Consider the following 19683-nt stretch of genomic DNA (forward strand, 5'->3'; position numbering starts at 1 on the left):
TGGGCGCAATCTCGCCGCTGAGGGGCGCTCAGAAAGAGCGACGGGCTGGCGGGAAGTCAGAGGCGGGCGGCGCTGCGGCCGGCGCGCCGCCCGTAGAAGCTGCCGTCGCCGAGAGATATGCCGCTGGCATAGCCCCATGCGGCCAAGCCGGCGGTGCACCGGCCGGCGGCGAACAAGCCGGGTATGGGCTCGCCGCTGACGTGGAGCACCTCGGCGTCGAGGGTGGTGGCCAGGCCGCCAAGGGTGAACCCGCCGGTGCTGTCGCGCAGATCGACGGCGCCGACCGGCGAGCCGATCGGCCTGAGCCATTGCGCCTTCTTGTGCAGCAGCGGATCCACCCCGCGGGCAGCCCCGTCGTTGTACGCGGCGACGGTGGCCTGCAGCGACCCGGGCGGCAGCCCGATCTCGGTCTCCAGGTCGGCGACGGTCTCGGCGACCCAGGTGGGTGGGCGCATCATCAGCTGCGGGGACAGCGAGGCCATCGCCTCGTCCTGGGCGTCGCCGTCAAGGATCAGGTAGGCGGTGTTGTTCTGGTGATACAGCGTCAGCTGTCCGACCCGACCGGGGTAGGTGTCCTCAGCGACGAAGCGTTGTCCGCGTTCGTTGACCAGAACGCCGCGCACGAGCTGTTGGGGGTCGATGAAGATCGCGACTTCGGTGGCGTCCATGTGGGCCAGATCGGCGCCCAGCGCCTGGGCCATCTGGATGGCGCGGCCGTCGTGCTGTTCGATCGATGCCGCCGGACGGCCGGCGATGCGTGGGGCGTAATGCGCGACCATCGCGTCGTTGTAGGCGAAACTGCCGGCCGCCAACACGACTCCGCGGCGCGCCCGCACGGCGATCTCGGTGCCGTAGCGACGCGCCACCACCCCGACCACCCGTCCGTCACCTGTGACGACAAGCCGTTGGGCCCGAACGTCGTACAGGGCGCGCGCGCCGGCAGCGGCGGCCGTCTCGACGAGCGGCTTCATCAGCATGTACCCGGCGCTGGCCTCGCCCTGCACCTTGCCCGACATCTGCGGAACATGGCCGCGCGGGGCGGGTGCGGCGATGGTGTTGAACGGGAAGGAGTTCTCGCCGCCGGAGTACATCAGGCCCTGGTCGCCCATCGGTTCCCACCCGGGTTCGCCGAAGAACTCCGCCTTGAACGGCACACCGCATCCGACGAGCCAGTCGAAGTGTGCGACGCTACCCGCGCAGTAGTCGGCGATGCGGTTCTCGTCAGCCCCCGGGCCCATGGCCGCGTCGAGGTAGGCGGTCATGTCGTCGACCGAATCGTCGAAACCGCAAGCCTTCTGCAGCGCGGTGCCGCCGCCGAGGTAGATGAAGCCCCCCGCCATCGACGCGGCCCCGCCCCAGGAACCCGTCCGTTCCAGGACGAGCACGTCGGCGCCGGCGCGTGCGGCCTCCACCGCCGCTGCCGCGCCGGCCACCCCGTATCCGGCGACGACGACGTCGGCTTCGTGGTCCCAGGCGGCGATCTCCGACTCCGGGACGGGGACGACGTCGGAGCTCACGGACGCATCGCCGCCGGCAGGTCGTCGACCCACTGGTGGCCCCAATAGCTGTCGGCGGTGATCTCTTCGGCGGTGTAATAGGTTTCGTCGACCCGCATGCCCTCGGTGCCGAACTCGATGTCCCAGTCGCCGGGCGCACGCACGTAGAACGACACCATCTTGTCGTTGGTGTGGCGGCCCAGCGTCGAGGACAACTGGAAGCCGTCCCTGGTCACCCGGTCGAGCGCCTGCCCGACCGCGTCGAGGGTGTCGACCTCCACCATGAGATGGATCAGACCCGGGTCGCGCAACGTGGCGGACGGGCACAGCGCCAGGCTGTGGTGTCTCTGGTTGACGCCGAGGAAGCGGACCCGGATCGGGCCGAATTCGGGTGGCGCCGGGACGCGGAACGCCCCGCGGGATGTGAATCCTAGGACGCCGGTGTAGAACTCGAACATCCCGTTGACGTCCATCGCGGGCAGCACGACGTGTCCGAGTCCCTGATCGCCGGTCACGAACGTCGCGCCGAACGGCGTGACGACCGGGCTGTGGTCGAGAACCGCGCCGTGGAACACCTCCAGCGAGGTGCCCGCCGGGTCCTGGAACGCGATGACCTCTTCGACCCTGCGGGTGTCGGCCTCGGCCAGGGACAGTTCCTTGTACGGTGTGCCGGCTCCTTCGAGGGCACGCTTGACGTCCTCGAGGGCGGCGTGGTCGCGGACCTCCCAGCCGACCGTCGCGATCTTGTCGACGTCGCCGGGGGTGACGATGATGCGCGCGGCCCGTTCGTCCATCCGCAGGTACAGGACGTCCGGATCGGGTCCGCTGCCCTGCGCGAAACCCAGTACGCCGAAGGCGAAGTGCCGCCACCGCGCCATGTCGGTGGCCTGCACGGTGACATAGCCGAGGCTCTTGATCAGACTCATGACCACCCCTAGATCATCGCCCGCAGGGGTCCCTGCGGATCCACTCCGAGCGAACTCAGTGCCGAGGCGTGGTAGACGGTGCCCGGGACGTGGATGGCGTGGGCCTGGCCGACATGGACGTCGCGCCAATAGCGTTGCAGCGGTTTGTCCATGCGGGCGGCGTTACCGCCGCAGCGGGCGAAGATCTCGTCGACGGCGGACACGGCGCGCCATACCGCGCGGACCTGGGTGCGCCGTCCGGCGGCGCGGTCCTGGAAGGACACCTCCTCACCGGCGGCCACCATGTCGTAGATGCGGTCGGCGTTGGCCAGCAGTTCCTGGCGGGCGGCGTTGATGTCGGCGGCGGCTTCGCCGATCGCGTACATGACATAGGGGTCGTCCTTGATCGCGACGCCGCTGGAGTTCACGCGCTGACGCTGATAGTCCAGCGCGGCGGCCAAGGCGCCCTCGGCGATGCCGATGGTGGCCGAGGAGATGCCCAGCGGGAACATCGTCGACCACGGCATCAGGTACAGCGGCTCGGTCATCCCGGCCTCGCGCTGGGCGGTGCCGTCCATGACTTTCAGGCCGTCCATGGTCCGGTAGTCGGGCACGAACGCGCCGTCGACGATGACGTCCTTGGACCCGGTGCCGCGCAACCCGACCACGTCCCAGGAGTCCTCGACGATCTCGTAGTCCTTGCGCGGCAGGATCATGTGCAGCATCTGCGGCGGCATCAGCGGCTTACCGTCCGCGTCGCCGACCATCGCACCCAGGATGATCCAGTCGCAGTGATCGGTGCCGGAACTGAACTGCCACCGCCCGGTGAAGATGTAGCCGCCGTCGGTGGGTACCGCGACGCCCTGGGGCGCGTAGGGCGAAGCCACCCAGGTGTCGACATCCTCGGCCCAGATCTCCTGGCCGACGCGGGGATCGGCGTAGGCCAGCTGGTAGGGATGCACGCCGACGACGCCGTTGATCCAGCCGGCGGACGGATCCAGCGCGGCGGTGGCCATCACCGTCTCGGCGAACTCCCGCGGATGGACCTCCAGGCCGCCGTGCTGCTTGGGCTGCAGCAGCCGGATGGACCCGACCTGCTTCATCGTCTTCACCGTGTCATCGGTGAGCTTGCCGATCGTCTCGGCCTCCACGGCCTGCTCGCGGAGCTGGTCTGCCAGGTCGGCGATGCGGTCGATCACCCGTTGTGTCATGGATTTGATGGTGCCGCCTCAGACCGTGGCCTGTTGCCCTTTTCCCGGTGAGCGGAAGTGATTCCCCGGCTCAGAACTCGATTCTCACCGGGTCGGAAACCGGGTGGGCCTGGCAGGCCAGGAACAGCCCCTCGGCGATGTCCTCGGGTTCGAGGATCGTCGCGTTGCCGAGGTCGACCTGACCGCCGGAGACGGTGGCAGCGCACGATCCGCAGTTCCCCTCGCGGCACGAGTAGGGGACATCGATGCCGGCGGCCAGCATGGTGTCGAGCAGAGTGTGTTCTTCAGGCCAGCGCAGCCGGTGCACGTCGCCGTCGATCGCGACCTCGGCGTCGACGGCCCGGCCATCGTCGGTCACGGCGGCGGCCGGTACGTCGGCGAACGGGTCTCCCTCCAGGGACTGGAAAACCTCCAGATGGATGTGGTCGCGCGGGACACCGGCCTCGGTGAGGGTCTCCTTGACCACCGCCATGAACGGGGCCGGTCCGCAGATGAAGGACTGGTAGCCGGAGAACAACCCGGCGAAGATGCTCAGCTGTGCGCGGGTGGGCAGTCCCTGTACGGATTCCAGCCAGTGCAGGACGGTCAGCCGGCCGGCGTAGCGAGCGGCGAGCTCGCGCAGTTCGGTGGCGAAGATCACCGAGGCCTCGTCCCGGTTGGCGTAGCACAGCACCACCCGGCCGGTCCCGGCGGTGAGCACCGACTTCAGGATCGACATGACCGGTGTGATGCCGCTGCCCGCGGCCCATAGCAGGAAGTGGCCGTCGAGATGCTGCGGCGTGAAAACACCGGAGGGCAGCAGAGATTCGACGACATCGCCGACAGAGACGTTGTCGCACAACCAGTTCGATCCATAGCCGCCGTCGGTGCGTTTGACGGTCACCTTCGGGGCGTCGTCGGTGTGTGGTGAGCTGGCCAGCGAATAGCAGCGCGCCACCGAACCGGTCAGCTCGCTGGGGATGCGCAGCGTCAGGAACTGGCCCGGCCGGTAGGCAAACCGTTCCCGGTGCTCACCGGGCACCGCGAAAACCAGTGACTTCGCATCCCGGCTCTCCACGATGACGTCGGTGACGGTCAGGGCCACGGTGCGGGACACGTCGTTCACGGCCGACCATCCTGGCCCAGGATGCCGCTGCGGTGTGGCCGGGCTACCGGTGGGCGGGAAGAAATCCCGGTGCCCGTTGACCGGGAGACGTACGGAGTGGGTGACCGATGGGGTCCTAGCGTGCACCGTGTGAGTACTGAGAGTCCTGTCGACGTCGTCGTGGTCGGCGCGGGTTTCGCCGGGTTGTACGCCCTGCACAGGTTCCGGGCCCAGGGATGGTCGGTGCGGGTGTTCGAGGCCGCCCCGGAGGTCGGCGGCACCTGGTATTTCAACCGGTACCCGGGCGCGCGCTGCGACGTCGAAAGCCTCGACTACTGCTACTCGTTCTCCGATGAACTGCAGCAGGAGTGGACCTGGACCGAGAAGTACGCCACCCAGGCCGAGATCCTGGACTACATCAAATGGGTCGCCGACAAGCTCGACCTCCGTTCCGGGATCACCTTCGACACCCGGGTGGAATCTGCCGTCCTCGACGAGAAGACGCTGCATTGGGTGGTCACCACCGACCGTGGTGAGGTCGTCGAGGCCAGGTTCGTGGTGATGGCCACCGGACCCCTGTCGTCACCGTTGACGCCCGACATCGCCGGGCTGGGCACGTTCGGCGGGCAGATCTATCACACCGCCGACTGGCCGCACGACGGTGTCGACTTCACCGGGAAGCGGGTCGGTGTGATCGGCACCGGATCGTCAGGCATCCAGTCCATCCCGATCATCGCCGAACAGGCCGAGCATCTCGTCGTCTTCCAGCGCACCCCGAACTACAGTGTGCCGGCGGGTAACCGGCCGTTGACCGCCGACGAGGTCGCGCATGCGAAAGCCACGTACGACGAGCGGCGCCGCATGTCGTGGCGCAGCGGCGGGGGATCACCGCACGTGGCACATCCGAAGCTGACGATGGAGGCCACACCCGAGGAACGTCGCGAAGCGTTCGAGAAGCGCTGGCAGCTCGGCGGAGTGCTGTTCTCCAAGACCTTCTCTGATCAGATGATTGATCTGGACGCCAATGAGGAAGCCCGCAAGTTCTACGAGCAGAAGATCCGGGCGGTCATCGACGACCCGGAGGTCGCGCGGCTTCTGATCCCGAACGATCACCCGATCGGCACGAAACGAATCTGTACCGACACCAACTACTTCCAGACCTTCAACCGGCCGAACGTGCAGCTGGTCAGTGTCCGCGAGACCCCGATCACCACCGTCGACGCCACCGGCATCAACACCACCGACGCGCATTTCGAGCTGGATGCGATCGTGCTGGCCACCGGTTTCGACGCCCTGACCGGAACCCTGGCCAAGATCGACATCGTCGGGCGCCGGGGACAGACGCTGGTCGACGACTGGTCGGACGGTCCACGCACCTATCTCGGACTGGGCGTCGACGGATTCCCGAACCTGTTTCTGGTGTCGGGTCCCGGGGCGCCCGCGGTGTTGGCGAACATGGTGCTGCACGCCGAGGCGCACATCAACTGGATCGCCGACGCCATCGCGTATCTCGACGAGCATGACCTGGCCGGGATCGAGGCGACCACCGAGGCGGTGGACAACTGGATCGCCGAATGCAACCGACGCGCCGACGCCACGCTGTTCCCGCGTGCCAACTCCTGGTACATGGGTGCGAACGTACCGGGCAAGCCGCGGGTGTTCATGCTCTTCATCGGCGGCTTCGGCGTCTACCTCGACATCTGCGCCGAGGTGGCCGACGCCGGATACAAGGGGTTCACCCTCATCGAGGCGCCGCCGTAGAGCGATTGCGGTTCCGCTGCCTCGATTCGCGAAAGCGTCACGGCAGCAGGCGAAGTGACTCTCTGGTCGGTCGAGTGAAGGGCAGCGCCGATGGGAACGTACGTCGTGACCGGGTCGGCCTCCGGCATGGGGAACGAGACCGCGGAGAGGTTGCGTGCCACCGGGCATGCCGTCATCGGGGTGGACATCGCATCCCCGCGATTCCGGCATGAACATCAACGCCCAGCGCTCGCCTCCATGCCGCAACCGCTCGAGGTGGTGGCCGATCTGTCGACCCCCCAGGGGCGGCGGTCCGCGGCCGAGGACGTCATGGCCGCCTGTGACGGTGTCCTCGACGGCGCGGTGCTGGCCGCCGGCCTCGGGCCGGTGCCCGGCCGCGACCGCCTGATCGCCGAGGTGAACTACTTCGGTGTCGTCGACCTGCTGACCGCTCTGCGGCCGGCGCTGGCCCGTGGCGACGCCGCGAAAGTCGTGGTGGTAGGCAGCAATTCGACGACGACGACCCCGCTGGTGCCACGCCGGGCGGTATCGGCGCTGCTGGCCGGCGATTCGGCGAAGGCGCTGCGCGCGGTGCGGTGGTTCGGCAAGCGTTCGGCCCCGATGATCTACGCGGCGTCCAAAACCGCGGTGTCGCGGTGGGTGCGCCGGCAGGCCGTCAGCCCGCAGTGGGCCGGTGCCGGTATCCGCCTCAATGCGCTGGCCCCCGGCGCGATCATGACCCCGCTGCTGGCCGAGCAACTCGCCAACCCGGCCGAGGCCAAGGCCATCCGAGCGTTCCCGGTCCCGATCGGCGGCTTCGGTGATCCCGGCCGGCTCGCGGACTGGATGGTGTTCATGCTCTCCGACGCGGCGGACTTCCTCTGCGGCAGCGTGGTGTTCGTCGACGGCGGGTCCGATGCCTACTTCCGCGCGGATGCCTGGCCGGCCCGTGTCCCGGGCCGGGAGCTGGCCCGCTACGGTGCGCGGTTCCTGGGTTACCGCCGGATCATGCAGTCGCGCTGAGGAACCCGAGCACCGTCCGTTCGAACGCGGCCTTGGCTTCGATCATCACCCAGTGCCCGCAGTTCGGGAACACGTGGAACTCGGCGTTCGGGATCGTGCGCATCGGCACCAGCGCCATGTCCAGCGGGCTGACTCGATCGTCGCGCCCCCAGGTCAGCAGTGTCGGGGCCGCCACCTTGTGCATCGTCGCCCACGGCATCGGTGCGTCGGCCCTGCGCACCATCTCCATCATCGCGGCGAACGCGGCCTTGCCGTACATGCGCCGTGCGGCGGCGAGGGTCTCGGGATCGGTGGCCAGCGCCCAGCGTTCCTCGATCAACTCCTCGGTCACCAGGGCGGGGTCGTAGACCATCGACCGCAACCAGTCGATCAGCCGCTGCCGCGTGGGGTCCTCGGTGAATTCCTGTAGCAATCGGATGCCCTCGCTCGGGCCCGGGCTGAAGACATTGGTGCCGACCCCGCCGATGGTCACCAGCTTTCCCACCCGGTCGGGGTGCCGGATGGCGAAATTGCTGCCGATCCCGCCACCCATGGAGTTGCCGATCACATCGACCCGGTCCAGCCCGAGTGCGTCGGCGAACGTGACGACCGCACCCTGGGCGTCCACCATCGGGTGTCCGCCGAAGTCATCACTGACACCGAAGCCGGGGAACTCCAGCACCAGGCAGCGGAAGTGGCGCGCGAACCCCTCCAGGTTGCCGCGGAAGTTCCGCCAGCCGGTCACTCCCGGTCCGGACCCGTGCAGCAGCAGGAGAGGGGGTCCGTCACCGGCCTCGTGATAACGAAGCACGCCCGACGGGGTGCTGATCTCACGCAGGCTGTCCTGGTAGTCGACGGTCATCCTGTGATTCCACCGCATCGGCGCGTGGGCGGCCACCGGCGTTCCAGTCAGTGGACGCCCCCTTCCCTGCCCGGCGCCCGGACGCACAATGATGCGAAACGCCTCAACCTCTGTCCGGCAAGGAGATTCACCATGCAGCAGACACTGGCAGCCGACCAGACGCTGTTGCGCCGGGTCGCGCTGTCCAGCCTGCTGGGGACCGCCATCGAGTACTACGACTTCCTGGTCTACGGCACCATGAGCGCTCTGGTGTTCGGAGTGGTGTTCTTCCCGGACTCGAACCCGGCTGTGGCCACCATCGCGGCGTTCGGGACGTTGGCCGCCGGTTACGTCGCCCGGCCAGTGGGCGGGATCCTGTTCGGGCACTTCGGTGATCGGCTGGGACGTAAGTCGATGCTCGTGCTGACGATGGTGATGATGGGCGCCGCGAGCTTCCTGATCGGCCTGCTGCCCACCTACGCCGCCGTCGGCGTGGCCGCCCCGATCCTGTTGGTGGCGTTGCGGGTGATCCAGGGCATCGCCATCGGAGGGGAGTGGGGCGGCGCCACGCTGATGGTCACCGAACACGCCGAGGCCCATCGCCGCGGCTTCTGGAACGGCGTGATGCAGATGGGCTCACCCATCGGGTCGCTGCTGTCGGTAGCAGTGGTCACGGTGATCACCCTGCTGCCCGACGACGACCTGTTGTCCTGGGGTTGGCGTATCCCGTTCCTGATAAGCGTGCTGCTGCTGGCGATCGGCATCTACGTGCGCCTGTCGATCACCGAGAGCCCGGTGTTCGAAGCGGCACGACGTGCGCCCGCCGAACCCTCGACAGTGCCGCTTCTCGAAGTACTGCGCACACCGCGCACCCTGGTGCTCGCGTGCGCGGCCGGTATCGGCCCGTTCGCGCTGACCGCGCTCATCAGCACCTACATGATCAGTTACGCCACCGCGATCGGGTACCACCGCACCGACGTCATGACGGCGTTGATCTTCACCTCCCTGACCGGGCTGGTGGCCATCCCCGTCTTCTCGGCGTTCTCCGACCGGGTCGGGCGACGGCTCGTGATGGTGTGCGGGGCCGTCGGCATCATCGGGTACGCGTGGCCGTTCTATGCGCTGGTGGATTCGCGGTCGCAGCTGTGGCTCACCGTCGCGATGGTGCTGGCCCAGATCATCCAGTCGATGATGTATGCGCCGTTGGGCGCGCTGTTCTCCGAGATGTTCGGGACGACCGTCCGCTACACCGGTGCATCGATGGGCTACCAACTCGCGGCGTTGCTCGGCGCGGGTTTCACACCGCTGATCGCGAGCAGCCTGCATGCCGTGGAGGTCTCACGGCAGCCGCTGGTCGGGCTCGCCGCGGCATGCGGTCTGGTGACGGCTCTGGCGGTGTGGCGGATCAGCGAGACCCGTGGCACAGATCTGACGACGGTGTAGGACCGCGCCCGGCGCGCCGATTGCTTCCGTTGGCAACCAGTTGAGCCGCAGCGGTTTTGACACCTCCGTCAGACTTTCTCGGATCCATAACCGTCATTATTTCGCCATCATTGGCGGTCCAGGCCCGGGCCGGTCTGCCGATACGGTGCGACCGCACTGGTCAGAGCCTTTTTCCAGATCTGCTGTGAGTTAGCTGAATCCGTTGTTGTTCGTTGAACACGCTGTGAATGACCTGAGATTGCCGTACTTGAAGGTTGCTTTGTCCAGCGCGACGCTTCCCCATGATTTACGTTAGGTCCGGCTTAAAGCCGCATAAGACACTCGGCGTAGCCAGGGACATCTCTGGGTACACCGGGTCCGGAGTCAAGAAGCCGCTCCGTCAGCCAGGCATGAACTCTCAACGGTCGCCCATCGGGCGGCCGTCGACTTCCTTAGGACGATCATGAAGGTAATCAGTCGGGTGCTGATCGCGATGGTCGCGTCCATCGCGGCGTTGTTCGTGAGCACTGGCACTTCGCACGCAGGGCTGGACAACGAGCTGAGCCTGGTCGACGGCCAGGGCCGGACGTTGACGATCCAGCAGTGGGACACGTTCCTCAACGGCGTGTTTCCGTTGGACCGCAACCGTCTGACCCGTGAGTGGTTCCACTCGGGCAAGGCGACCTACATCGTGGCCGGTGAGGGTGCCGATGACTTCGAGGGCACGCTGGAGCTGGGTTACCAGGTCGGCTTCCCGTGGTCGCTGGGTGTGGGCATCAACTTCAGCTACACCACCCCGAACATCGCCTACGACGGCTTCGGCTTCGGCCCGCAGGTAGACGATCCGTTCTTGGGCTTCGGCGACAGCATCGTGACCCCGCCGCTGTTCCCGGGTGTGTCGATCTCGGCGGATCTGGGCAACGGCCCGGGTATCCAGGAGGTCGCGACCTTCTCGGTGGACGTGGCCGGGCCGGGCGGTTCGGTGGCGGTGTCCAACGCGCACGGCACGGTGACCGGTGCTGCCGGTGGTGTGCTGCTGCGTCCGTTCGCCCGCCTGATCTCGTCGACCGGTGACAGCGTCACCACCTACGGCGAGCCCTGGAACATGAACTGACAGGTTCCACGACAGGTGGCCCTCCGGCGCGAGTCCGGGGGGCCACTTTCGGTTTCAGACGGGTCCGCTCCCGCCGGCCCCAAGGCGATCGCGGTCAGCGAGGGAGGCGAGGTCCGCCTGAGCCCCCGCAAGTCAATCGGCCGATGGCGTGGGATCGCCTCGTCACGGCGCCGTGAAGAGCTGCTCCGCCGATTGTGAAGGATCGAAGGCGACGTGCGGACGGCCGGTCCGCGGGTGCGAGCCGACGCTGGCCGATATGCCCCACACGTCGGCGATCAGCGTTGCGGTGAGCACCGTTTCGGGCGGACCCGCACACACCGGCGCTCCGTTCCGCAGCACCACGACATGGTCGCAGTAATGGGCGGCCAGGTTGAGATCGTGCAGGGCGACCACCGCCGTCACACCGAGGCGGGCTGGTAGTGCCAGCACGTCGAATTGGTGCCGGACGTCGAGGTGATTGGTCGGTTCGTCCATCACCAGCAGCCGCGGTCGCTGAGCCAGCGCACGTGCCACCAGGACGCGTTGACGCTCACCGCCGGACAGCAGCGCGAAGCCCCGGTCGGTCAGGGCCGAGGCGTCGACGAGCGCCAGTGCCTCGGCGATAATGGCCTCGTCGGAAGTGTTGTCGCCCTGGAACATCCGCTTGTGCGGCGCCCGGCCCATAACGACCACATCGCGCACCAGCAGGTCGAAGTCACCGGTTTCGTCCTGCAGCACGGCGGCCGTCGTGCGCGCCCGCTGCCGTGGAGTCATCGACGCCACGTCGGCGCCGTCCACGGTGACCGTACCCGACGACGGTCGCAGGATGCCCAGCAGCGCGCGCAGCAGCGTCGACTTCCCGCAGCCGTTGGGGCCCACCACACCGACGACGGTGCCCGGTGGGGCGGTCACATCGACACCATCGAGGACGCGACGCCCGCCGCGGTCGACGCAGAGCGCGCCGATCTCGACCCGTGCCGCGTTCACCGGGGCACCGCCGCGACGCGGCGGCGCGCGTCCCGCCACAGCAGCCAGAGAAAGAACGGGCCGCCGCACAGGGCCGTCAGGACGCCGACCGGGATCTCCTGCGGCGCGGCCAGAGTGCGAGCGGCGATGTCGGCCAGCACCAGAAAGCCGGCCCCGGCCAGCGCGGCGGCAGGCAGCGCGTGGCGGTGGTCGCTGCCGACCACCAGTCGCACCGCGTGCGGGAGGATGAGCCCGACAAATCCGATCGGACCGCTGGCGGCGACCAGCACCCCGGTCACCAACGACGTCAGAACGAACATCCGGGCCCGGAAGCGTTGCGTGTCGACGCCCATGGTGGCCGCGGCGGCTTCTCCGGCCAGCAGCACGTTGAGGGTCCGGGCCTGGGCCAGCAGCAGGATCACGCCGGCTGCCACCAGGGCCAGCGGCAGCCACAGCGTGTCCCATCGTGCGCTGCCCAACCCGCCGAGCAACCAGGTGAGCACCTGCCGGGCGCGGTCACCGCTGTCGGCGGTCAGCAGCATCAAACTGGTGACCGCCGACAGCGCGTAGGACACCGCAACGCCGGCGAGGATCAGGCGCGTGGTCGTGATCTGCCCTGCGCCCCCGGACAATCCGTAGACCAGGCCGAGTGCGGCCAGCGATCCGGCGAACGCGGCGAGCGATGGAGACAGCCAGCCGAGGACACCGATGCCGGAGACGATGACCGCCACCGCGCCCACCGACGCGCCCGAGGACACACCCAGCAGGAACGGCTCGGCCAGCGGATTGCGGACGAGCGCCTGCAGCGTCATCCCGACCACCGCCAGGCCGGCCCCGACCACCGCGCCCAGCAACACCCTTGGAGCGCGCACCTGGGTGACCACCGTGTGAACGTGCGCGGGCACGTCGGTATCCGCCGCGGAGGGGAACACGGTCGCCGCGACACTGCGGACGACATCGGCGGGAGGGATGGCGATCGAGCCGATCGCCAAGCCGGCGGTGACCGCGCCGACGAGCACCAGGCACAGCCCGGCCAGCACGAGCGGATACGGCGGACGGCGCGGACCCCCGCGCGGCGGCGCGGTCGTCCCGTCCCCGAGCCCTGTGGGTGTGCTCACCGGAACCGGTCCGGATGCAGCTGGCGGGCCAGCGCCTCGACCGCGAACGGCGCTCGCACTCCGAGCACAGCGTCCTGCAGGGTCAGCACGGCGAAGCGGTCCTCCCGGATCGCGGTCACCGCAGCCAATTCGGGCTTGCTGGTGAGAAACCGCTTCTTCTGCTCCACCGATGGGGTGCCGTGATAGTCGTAGATGACGATCACGTCGGGATCGCGCTGAAGCACCTGCTCCCACGACACGTCGGCGAAGGTGTCGTCCAGGTCGGCGAAGATGTTGCTCGCACCCGCGAGGGTGATGATCTGATCGCCAATTCCCCTGCGGCCGGCGGTGAACGCCGCGTCCTCACCGCTGTCGTACACGAACGCCGTGAGTGGTTCGACGCCGGCGATCCGCTCCTGAGTGGCCGCGACGCTGGAGCGCATGTCGTCGATCAGTCCGCCGGCACGATCCTCGACTCCGAAGATCCGCGCGACGGTGTGCACCTCGTCGTAGACATCGTCCATCGTGATCGGTTCGGTCGCACAGTATTCCGGGTTCAGGTAGGTGGTCACCCCCGCGTCGGCGAACGCCTGCCGGGAGCGTCCGGCCGCGTCGTCGAAGGCGCTCGCATAACCGCCGTAGACGAAATCCGGTGCCACCGACAGCACCCGCTCCAACGACGCGTCCTTGCCGGAGAGTTCGGGAACAGACCGGTACGCCACCTCATAGCGAGGCAGCGGGGGATTGTCCGGATAGACCGTCGCTGCGATCGAATCGCGCAGGCCCAGCGCGAGCATCATCTCAGCCGGATGCTGAAAATACGCCACCGCGCGCTCCGGCGGCGCCTCGACGACGACCGACTGACCGCAGTTGTCGAGGGTCACCGGAAAACCACTGTGCTGCAGAATTTCTGGTGAGTTCTGCGGCGCGGACGAGCATCCGGCCGCTGACGCCGCGACAAGAAGAAGGACGGCACACGAGGCGATCAACCCGCGCCCGCGGCAAGGAACAAGGCAACGCACTGCATCGGCTCCATCCGGGATCTCCACGTCCCAGTAAGAGGGCCGGCGAGAGCAGTATCCTGACTCCCGGATCAGCGCGCACCCCGACCTTCCAGCCTGCCGGCCGTGGTCGAGCTGGGGTTCGCTCCCCGGTCACAGTGGCGGGACCGTGCCGGATTCACACCGGCTTCCTGCCTGCTCGTCGGGGCCGGTCGGGCCGACCGGCCACGCTGACCATAGCCGACGCCGGTCGAACTCCCCCGGCACCCCATTCGCCGGACGCGCATCTCCCCGGCGGACGACCCGGCCGACGGCCTGCTGCAACTCGGTTCTGGCGCGGCGTTGGCGACACTGCCAGCGGTTTGCTGTGTGAGCTTCGCGACTTCACAGCCCGGCCGACTCGACCGGTCCCGACGTCGGGCGTGCGAGGCCCATCGACCCGGCGTGTTACTGGAGTGAAAGATGTTGCCTTGGAGTGTGCTGAGGAGCATTCTTTGGGACGTTAACTTTTATTAGCTTCTTAGGGTCAGAGACAACTTTCACGGTGCGGTGGTGGGCGGTTCGTTCGGTCAGATTGCGTTGAAAGCGCGACATATATCCTGTTCAGATCGTTGTAGCGCTGCGAGAGGTAGGCACCCTCGCGGAGGCTTTGATCCGACAAGTGGGTTCATGGCGAAGCCGACACCGTTCGCTACAGGCTGCAACCATTAGAAATGTCAAGATTTTGCTGGCTGCGGACATATAACTCTCCTTATGCTTTTCCTCGTCGCCGGATCGGCGGGTCAGAATCACTGCATCAAACGGGGAGTTTCCATGAAAATCGGTGTGCGCAAAGCATCTGTAGCGTGCGGCACAGCGTTTGCTTCGCTGGCGTTGGCGGCCATCACCGCCACGTCGGCCTGGGGCGCCAGCTCGGCTCTTGTCATCGGCGGTATCGCGACGTCGTCGATGCACGACGCGGTCATGAGTCAGTTGCTCGGGGGGGCACTGAAAGATCAGCAGCGTGTGAGTGTGAACTGGCCGGCCGAGGCGGCGCCGTACACCGGTAAGAACGATCTCACGCTCGGTGCGTCGATCAACATCGGCGTCACCAACCTCAATGCCCAGATCGACGCGGCGCTCGACCGTCTCGCCAAGGACGGCCAGGGCAACTACATCAACGACGAGAAGGTCACCGTCGTCGGGCTGTCCGCCGGCTCCCTGGTGGTCAACGAGGTGCTCCGCCAACTGGCCGCTGACGCCGAGGCGCCCGACAAGAACCAGATCACCTTCGTCCTGGTCGCCGATTCCAGCCGCCAGAAGCTGATCAACCAGACGCGGTACAACAAGAGCTTCGACTACACCTACCGCCCGGCGCCCGAGACCGAGTACGACATCGTCGTGGTCACCGGCGAGTACGACGGTATGGCGGACTTCCCGGATCGCTGGTGGAACGGGCTCGCGGTGCTGAACGCGATCGCCGGTGGAATCTACGTGCATGTTCCGATGATGTTCGCCGACCTGTCCAAGGTTCCTGCGGAGAACATCACCGTGGACGTCAACTCCAAGGGCGGCACCACCACCAACTATCTGGTCCCGACCGCGAAACTGCCTCTGGTGCAGATGTTCCCGAGCCTGGCAGCTCGCGAAGCCGAGCTCAAGGCCAAGATCGACAAGGCGTACAGCCGCAATGACGTCCGCGCCACCGCGTTGCGCACGTTCGTCGCCGCTCCCGCAGCGGTCGCCGAACCGGTCGCCGCTCCCGCGGTGATCGCCGAACCGGTCGCCGAGCCCCAGGTGGAGGAGAAGGCCGTCGAGGCCGTCACCACTGCGGTCGCGGACAGCGACGCGCAGGCCGAGTCGGGCGCCGCTGCGCCGGTTGGTGACGAGGTGGTTGAGGACACGGTCGGCGAGGCTGTGGTCCGCGACGGCGACGACGCCGATGTCGCCGAAACCGACGCCGACGTCACCGGCACCGTCGATGGGGATGCCGCGGTCGAGGACGAGACCGACGCGGCAGCACAGGAAGACGCCGACACCTCGCAGTCGGCCGACGCGGATCAGGACAGGGACTCCACGGAGGCCTCGTCGGATTCCTCGTCGGATGAATCCGGTTCCGGATCGTCGGACTCCTCAGACTCGGAGTAACCTCCCCGGACTCCGCAGACCCGAAGCCCCGGCTACCCGCCGGGGCTTCGTGGTATGTCGGGGAGGACGCGCAGCACGGCACCGCTGCTCAACAGGTCGGTCGCGGTGAGGCCGAAGGTGGACTTGAACCGGTCCGAAAGATGGGACGGGCTTGCGAAGCCCGCGTCCGCGGCCGCATCGGTCAGGCTCTTGCCGGCGCTCACCGCCTCGCCTGCCCGCAGCAGTCGCATCCACATGCGGTAGCGGCGCAGGCTGGTGCCGGCCTGGTGGCGGAACAGATGCAGGAACCGCGATTCGGACAGGCCTATGGCTGCGGCGAGTCGGCCCGAGGACAGGCCGCCGCAGGGATCGGCAGCGATGCGCCGGATCGTCTCGGCGATGCGCGGATCGGGCGCAGCCGGTGAGGCCGGCGCCGCGAGATCAAGCCAGCGTCGCGCGGATTCGTCGTCCTCGGGCATCTGCCTCAACGCGTCCTCGTCAGCGTGGTCGGACATGAGCGCGGCAGTGGTGCTGCGACATCTGTCGCCACACGCTGATGCGCGGCCTGAGGACGGATCGAGGTAGCAGGACACCAGTCGCCCGCCGTGCGTGTCGAGATGGTGCACCAGCCGGGGTGGGATGAGCACGCTGCGCGCCGCCACCCGGTGCCCGTCGGCGGTCACGGTGACGGCGCCGTCCACACCGACCGCCAGGCACCACACCGATCCCGAGTGCGGCTCGAGGTTCAGCGCGGGGCCGGCGTAGAGCACCTGCCCGGGCCACAACCACACCGCCGGATAGCAGGTTTGTGGAAGCGACGCGGCCGTGACAGCTGTCATGGTGTCCTCCTGAGCCAGTGCATGGGAGGTTAGCGTGACGATCACGGTCATGGCCGGCGCCACGGTGTTCTTCGCAGGGATGGGTGTCCTCGCTCTCGTCGCTCCGGCCCGGGTGGTCGCGCCGTTCGGCGTGGCGCTGGGATCGGGCGCGGCGCGCTCGGAGGTGCGGGCGGTGTACGGCGGATTCGGTCTGGCGATCGCGGCGGTGCTCATCGTCGCGATCACCACACCGGATCTGCGATCGGGTGTGCTCGTCACCGTGGCTGCCGCACTGGCGGGGATGGCGGCGGGGCGGCTGGTGTCCGCCCTGGACGGCCGAACCCCGTTCTACCCCAACTGGTTCTACTTCTTCGTCGAGACCCTCGCCGCGGCGGGGTTGTTCGCCGTCATGGGATGAGCTGGATCTTGAGGTGTTCGGCCGACCGGGCGAACGCCGCTTCGTATGCCCGGGCGGCGTCGGCCAGCGGCATTGTGCCGGTGAAGATCCCGTCGATGCTGAGCCTGCCGGCCTGCAGCAACGGGATCAGTTCCGGCCAGGTCTGCTGCACCGGGGCGGTGGTGAGCCGGACCGTCAGACTGCGCAGCAGGCATGCCAGCGCCGGCAGGGGATACGGCTGCAGATCGTGCACCCCGACGATCGACACCGTGCCGCCGGTACGCACACACGCCAGGGCGTCGTCGATCGAGGCGTCCGTGCCGACGGCGTCGATCACCGAATCGGCGCCTAATCCGCCGGTGGCTTCCAGGATTGCCGCCGCGGCAGGCGAGGTGAGTGCACGCCCCCCGGCCGCGGTGGCGCGGTCCCGGCGGGCGGGAACCGGATCCACAACGAAAACCGTTGCCGCACCGAGTGCATAGGCACTGCGCAGTGCGCACTGACCGACGGCTCCCGCGCCGATCACCACCACCGTGCCGCCGAGTGGGATGTCGGCGCGTTTGGCGGCTGCCCATCCGGTGGCCAGATTGTCGGTCAGCAGCAGCGCCTGTTCGGTGTCGATCCCGTCCGGGATCGTGAGCAGCTGAAAGTCCGCCGCCGGTACCGCCATCAGGTCGGCCTGCGCTCCACCGAGAAGGCCGGACCCGAAGATCTGCGGACCCTGCACGCACGCCACCGGGTCCAGCGTCCGGCACCCCGCACAGCGGCCGCATCCAGCGACCGATGACACCAGCACCCGGTCGCCGGGGCGGAAATTCGCGACGGCGGGTCCGGTGTCGACGACCACCCCGACCGCCTCGTGCCCGATGGACACCGGATCGCCGATCGGGTAATGCCCTTCCAGGAAATGCAGATCCGAGCCGCAGATGGCCGTCGCGGTCACCTCGACCAGTGCGCCGTCGGGGCCGGGCAGCGGCGGATCGGGTCGGGTGGCGACGTGCACCGTGCCCTTGCTGTCGACGACCACCGCACGCATGCCGATCCGTCTCCTCGTCGTCGAAATACGCAACGTCGGGTAACGTAACCCGCCGTGGCGCCGCCGGCAAGACCTTTGCGATCACCGTCATGACGACCACCTCCGCACGCAAGCACGTCGTGGTCGTGGGCGGCGGCCTGGCGGGGCTGGCGTCCACGGTGTGGCTGACCGAGAGGGGCTACCGGGTCACGCTGTTGGAGGGCAACGGCTCACTGGGCGGTCGGACCATCGGCTTGACCTCCGGCCACGGGGATGCGGTGGAGAACGGTCAGCACGTGCTGACCGGCTCCTACGAGAACATCTTTCGCTACCTGGAATCCATTGGTGCGCAGGGTCTTCTGCAGTTCCCGGACGAGTTCGGCGTGCGGTATCCGGACGGTCATGCGGAGGTGTTCGGACTGCGGGTGGCGCACCTGCGGCGCCTGATGCTCGGCCGGGTGCGGGGCTTGAGTATGGCGATGCTGCTGCGGGCGGCCCCGGCCTGGGCCCGCCTGGTCCGCGATGTCCTGCGGTTCGACGATTCGCTGGACGACATCACCGTCGACGCGTGGTTCGACCGGTTGGGCTTCCCCGGCGAAGTCCGCCGGATCCTGCTGAATTCCATGGTGATCGGGCTGCTCAACGAGCTTCCGCACCTGGCGTCGGCGCACGCCTTCGCCGCGCTGCTGCGTACCGGGTCCGACCGGGTACGTCGGTCGGGCACCGGTGCCGTGCGGATCGGCTATCCGACGGTCGACCTGGACACGCTCTATCTGCGAGGAGCGCAGCGCGTGATGGCCGAGCGTGGCGTCGATGTCCGCCTCCGTGCCCGCGTCGCGGCGGTGACGACCGGCGGGGGAGTGGCGACCGGCGTGCGGTTGTCCGGCGGCGGCACCGTGACCGCCGACGCGGTGATCCTCGCGGTCCCGTCGTGGAACCTGCGGTCCCTGCTCGACGAGGTGCCGGATGCGGAGGAGGCGCGGCTGGCGGCAAAGAAGCTCGAGCCGATCCCGATCATGAGCACCTATGTGCTGCTGGACCGGCCGCTGGGCACGGTGGCTCCGTGGGAGTCACTGCTGGACAGCGATATCGGATGGGTGTTCGACCGGGACAAGATGCACGGGCCGCGCGCCGACGGCAACCATCTGTACGGGCTGACCACGTGCGCCGCGTACGAGTTGATGGGGTTGAAGAAGGCCGACGTCGCCGAGCGTCTCGTCGGGGCGCTGCGGAGCAGTTATCCGGCCGCCCGCGAGGCGGACGTGCTCGACGTGACCGTCGTCCCGTGGCCGAAGGCCACTTTCTCGTCGCGGGTGGGGATGTCCACCATCCGGCCGACAAACCGCACAGCGCTGCCGAATCTCGTGCTGGCGGGGGACTGGACGCACAACGACTGGCCCACCACGATGGAGGGCGCGGCCCAGAGCGCGGCACGCGCCGTCGATCTCCTGCATGACCAGCTCGGCGGCCCAGGAATCTAGGGGCGCCG

The 19683-nt window shown here is 68.1% G+C and carries 17 protein-coding genes and 1 riboswitch; of the genes, 7 read left to right on the top strand and 10 right to left on the bottom strand.

Features of this window, described 5'->3' with window-relative positions; genetic code table 11:
- Window positions 1-56: 56 nt before the first annotated feature.
- The 4 genes from ACXMYJ_RS07165 to ACXMYJ_RS07180 all read right to left on the bottom strand — a co-directional run bounded on the left by ACXMYJ_RS07165 (window position 57) and on the right by ACXMYJ_RS07180 (window position 4717).
- Window positions 57-1517 (bottom strand): FAD-dependent oxidoreductase, encoded by a 1461-nt coding sequence (locus tag ACXMYJ_RS07165; RefSeq protein ID WP_460354998.1) that lies wholly within the window; start codon window positions 1515-1517, stop codon window positions 57-59.
- Window positions 1514-2422: a biphenyl-2,3-diol 1,2-dioxygenase gene (gene bphC, locus ACXMYJ_RS07170; RefSeq protein WP_460355000.1), complete on the bottom strand. Its 909-nt coding sequence runs from the start codon at window positions 2420-2422 to the stop codon at window positions 1514-1516. Before bphC ends, ACXMYJ_RS07165 begins: the two co-directional genes overlap by 4 nt.
- 8 nt (window positions 2423-2430) lie before the next feature.
- Window positions 2431-3612 carry an acyl-CoA dehydrogenase family protein gene (locus tag ACXMYJ_RS07175; RefSeq protein ID WP_443187717.1) on the bottom strand — a complete coding sequence of 394 codons (1182 nt, stop codon included), beginning with the start codon at window positions 3610-3612 and terminating at the stop codon, window positions 2431-2433.
- Window positions 3613-3682: 70 nt separating this feature from the next.
- Window positions 3683-4717 (bottom strand): 2Fe-2S iron-sulfur cluster-binding protein, encoded by a 1035-nt coding sequence (locus ACXMYJ_RS07180; RefSeq protein ID WP_443187716.1) that lies wholly within the window; start codon window positions 4715-4717, stop codon window positions 3683-3685.
- A gap of 159 nt (window positions 4718-4876) precedes the next feature.
- Between ACXMYJ_RS07180 and ACXMYJ_RS07185 the strand changes: the two genes are divergently transcribed.
- Both ACXMYJ_RS07185 and ACXMYJ_RS07190 read left to right on the top strand, forming a co-directional pair.
- Window positions 4877-6457, top strand: coding sequence for a flavin-containing monooxygenase (locus ACXMYJ_RS07185; RefSeq protein ID WP_443187758.1), 1581 nt, complete (start codon window positions 4877-4879; stop codon window positions 6455-6457).
- A gap of 90 nt (window positions 6458-6547) precedes the next feature.
- Window positions 6548-7459 (top strand): SDR family oxidoreductase, encoded by a 912-nt coding sequence (locus ACXMYJ_RS07190; RefSeq protein WP_460355003.1) that lies wholly within the window; start codon window positions 6548-6550, stop codon window positions 7457-7459.
- Here ACXMYJ_RS07190 and ACXMYJ_RS07195 read toward each other — a convergent pair.
- Window positions 7443-8300, bottom strand: coding sequence for an alpha/beta fold hydrolase (locus ACXMYJ_RS07195; RefSeq protein WP_460355006.1), 858 nt, complete (start codon window positions 8298-8300; stop codon window positions 7443-7445). The two genes, ACXMYJ_RS07190 and ACXMYJ_RS07195, sit on opposite strands and share 17 nt — an antisense overlap.
- Before the next feature lie 132 nt (window positions 8301-8432).
- Here ACXMYJ_RS07195 and ACXMYJ_RS07200 point away from each other — a divergent pair, with 132 nt between their 5' ends.
- Both ACXMYJ_RS07200 and ACXMYJ_RS07205 read left to right on the top strand, forming a co-directional pair.
- A complete protein-coding gene (locus ACXMYJ_RS07200; protein WP_460355009.1) occupies window positions 8433-9722 on the top strand; it encodes an MFS transporter in 1290 nt (429 codons plus the stop codon).
- 442 nt (window positions 9723-10164) lie between these two features.
- A complete protein-coding gene (locus ACXMYJ_RS07205; protein ID WP_260751091.1) occupies window positions 10165-10815 on the top strand; it encodes an MspA family porin in 651 nt (216 codons plus the stop codon).
- Between the two features lie 162 nt (window positions 10816-10977).
- On the opposite strand, the gene ACXMYJ_RS07210 is transcribed toward ACXMYJ_RS07205, so the two are convergent.
- The 3 genes from ACXMYJ_RS07210 to ACXMYJ_RS07220 all read right to left on the bottom strand — a co-directional run bounded on the left by ACXMYJ_RS07210 (window position 10978) and on the right by ACXMYJ_RS07220 (window position 13741).
- Complete coding sequence (locus tag ACXMYJ_RS07210) at window positions 10978-11781, bottom strand: ABC transporter ATP-binding protein (protein WP_443187713.1); 804 nt, start codon at window positions 11779-11781, stop codon at window positions 10978-10980.
- Entirely contained in the window at window positions 11778-12800 is a 1023-nt protein-coding gene (locus tag ACXMYJ_RS07215) for a FecCD family ABC transporter permease (protein ID WP_443187757.1), read from the bottom strand. Before ACXMYJ_RS07215 ends, ACXMYJ_RS07210 begins: the two co-directional genes overlap by 4 nt.
- A 74-nt stretch (window positions 12801-12874) precedes the next feature.
- Window positions 12875-13741: an ABC transporter substrate-binding protein gene (locus ACXMYJ_RS07220; RefSeq protein ID WP_443187712.1), complete on the bottom strand. Its 867-nt coding sequence runs from the start codon at window positions 13739-13741 to the stop codon at window positions 12875-12877.
- Between the two features lie 190 nt (window positions 13742-13931).
- Window positions 13932-14052: riboswitch (cobalamin riboswitch) on the bottom strand.
- Window positions 14053-14671: 619 nt separating this feature from the next.
- On the opposite strand from ACXMYJ_RS07220, the gene ACXMYJ_RS07225 reads away from it, so the two are divergent.
- Window positions 14672-15985, top strand: coding sequence for a PE-PPE domain-containing protein (locus ACXMYJ_RS07225; protein WP_460355014.1), 1314 nt, complete (start codon window positions 14672-14674; stop codon window positions 15983-15985).
- A 32-nt stretch (window positions 15986-16017) separates the two neighbouring features.
- On the opposite strand, the gene ACXMYJ_RS07230 is transcribed toward ACXMYJ_RS07225, so the two are convergent.
- Complete coding sequence (locus tag ACXMYJ_RS07230; protein WP_260751095.1) at window positions 16018-16803, bottom strand: helix-turn-helix domain-containing protein; 786 nt, start codon at window positions 16801-16803, stop codon at window positions 16018-16020.
- Window positions 16804-16837: 34 nt separating this feature from the next.
- On the opposite strand from ACXMYJ_RS07230, the gene ACXMYJ_RS07235 reads away from it, so the two are divergent.
- Complete coding sequence (locus ACXMYJ_RS07235; RefSeq protein ID WP_460355017.1) at window positions 16838-17200, top strand: DUF4345 family protein; 363 nt, start codon at window positions 16838-16840, stop codon at window positions 17198-17200.
- On the opposite strand, the gene ACXMYJ_RS07240 is transcribed toward ACXMYJ_RS07235, so the two are convergent.
- Window positions 17190-18215 (bottom strand): alcohol dehydrogenase catalytic domain-containing protein, encoded by a 1026-nt coding sequence (locus ACXMYJ_RS07240; protein ID WP_460355019.1) that lies wholly within the window; start codon window positions 18213-18215, stop codon window positions 17190-17192. The genes ACXMYJ_RS07235 and ACXMYJ_RS07240 overlap by 11 nt on opposite strands.
- Before the next feature lie 89 nt (window positions 18216-18304).
- On the opposite strand from ACXMYJ_RS07240, the gene hpnE reads away from it, so the two are divergent.
- Entirely contained in the window at window positions 18305-19675 is a 1371-nt protein-coding gene (gene hpnE, locus ACXMYJ_RS07245) for a hydroxysqualene dehydroxylase HpnE (protein WP_260751099.1), read from the top strand.
- Window positions 19676-19683: the final 8 nt, after the last annotated feature.

Source organism: Mycobacterium sp. ZZG (assembly GCF_054786995.1).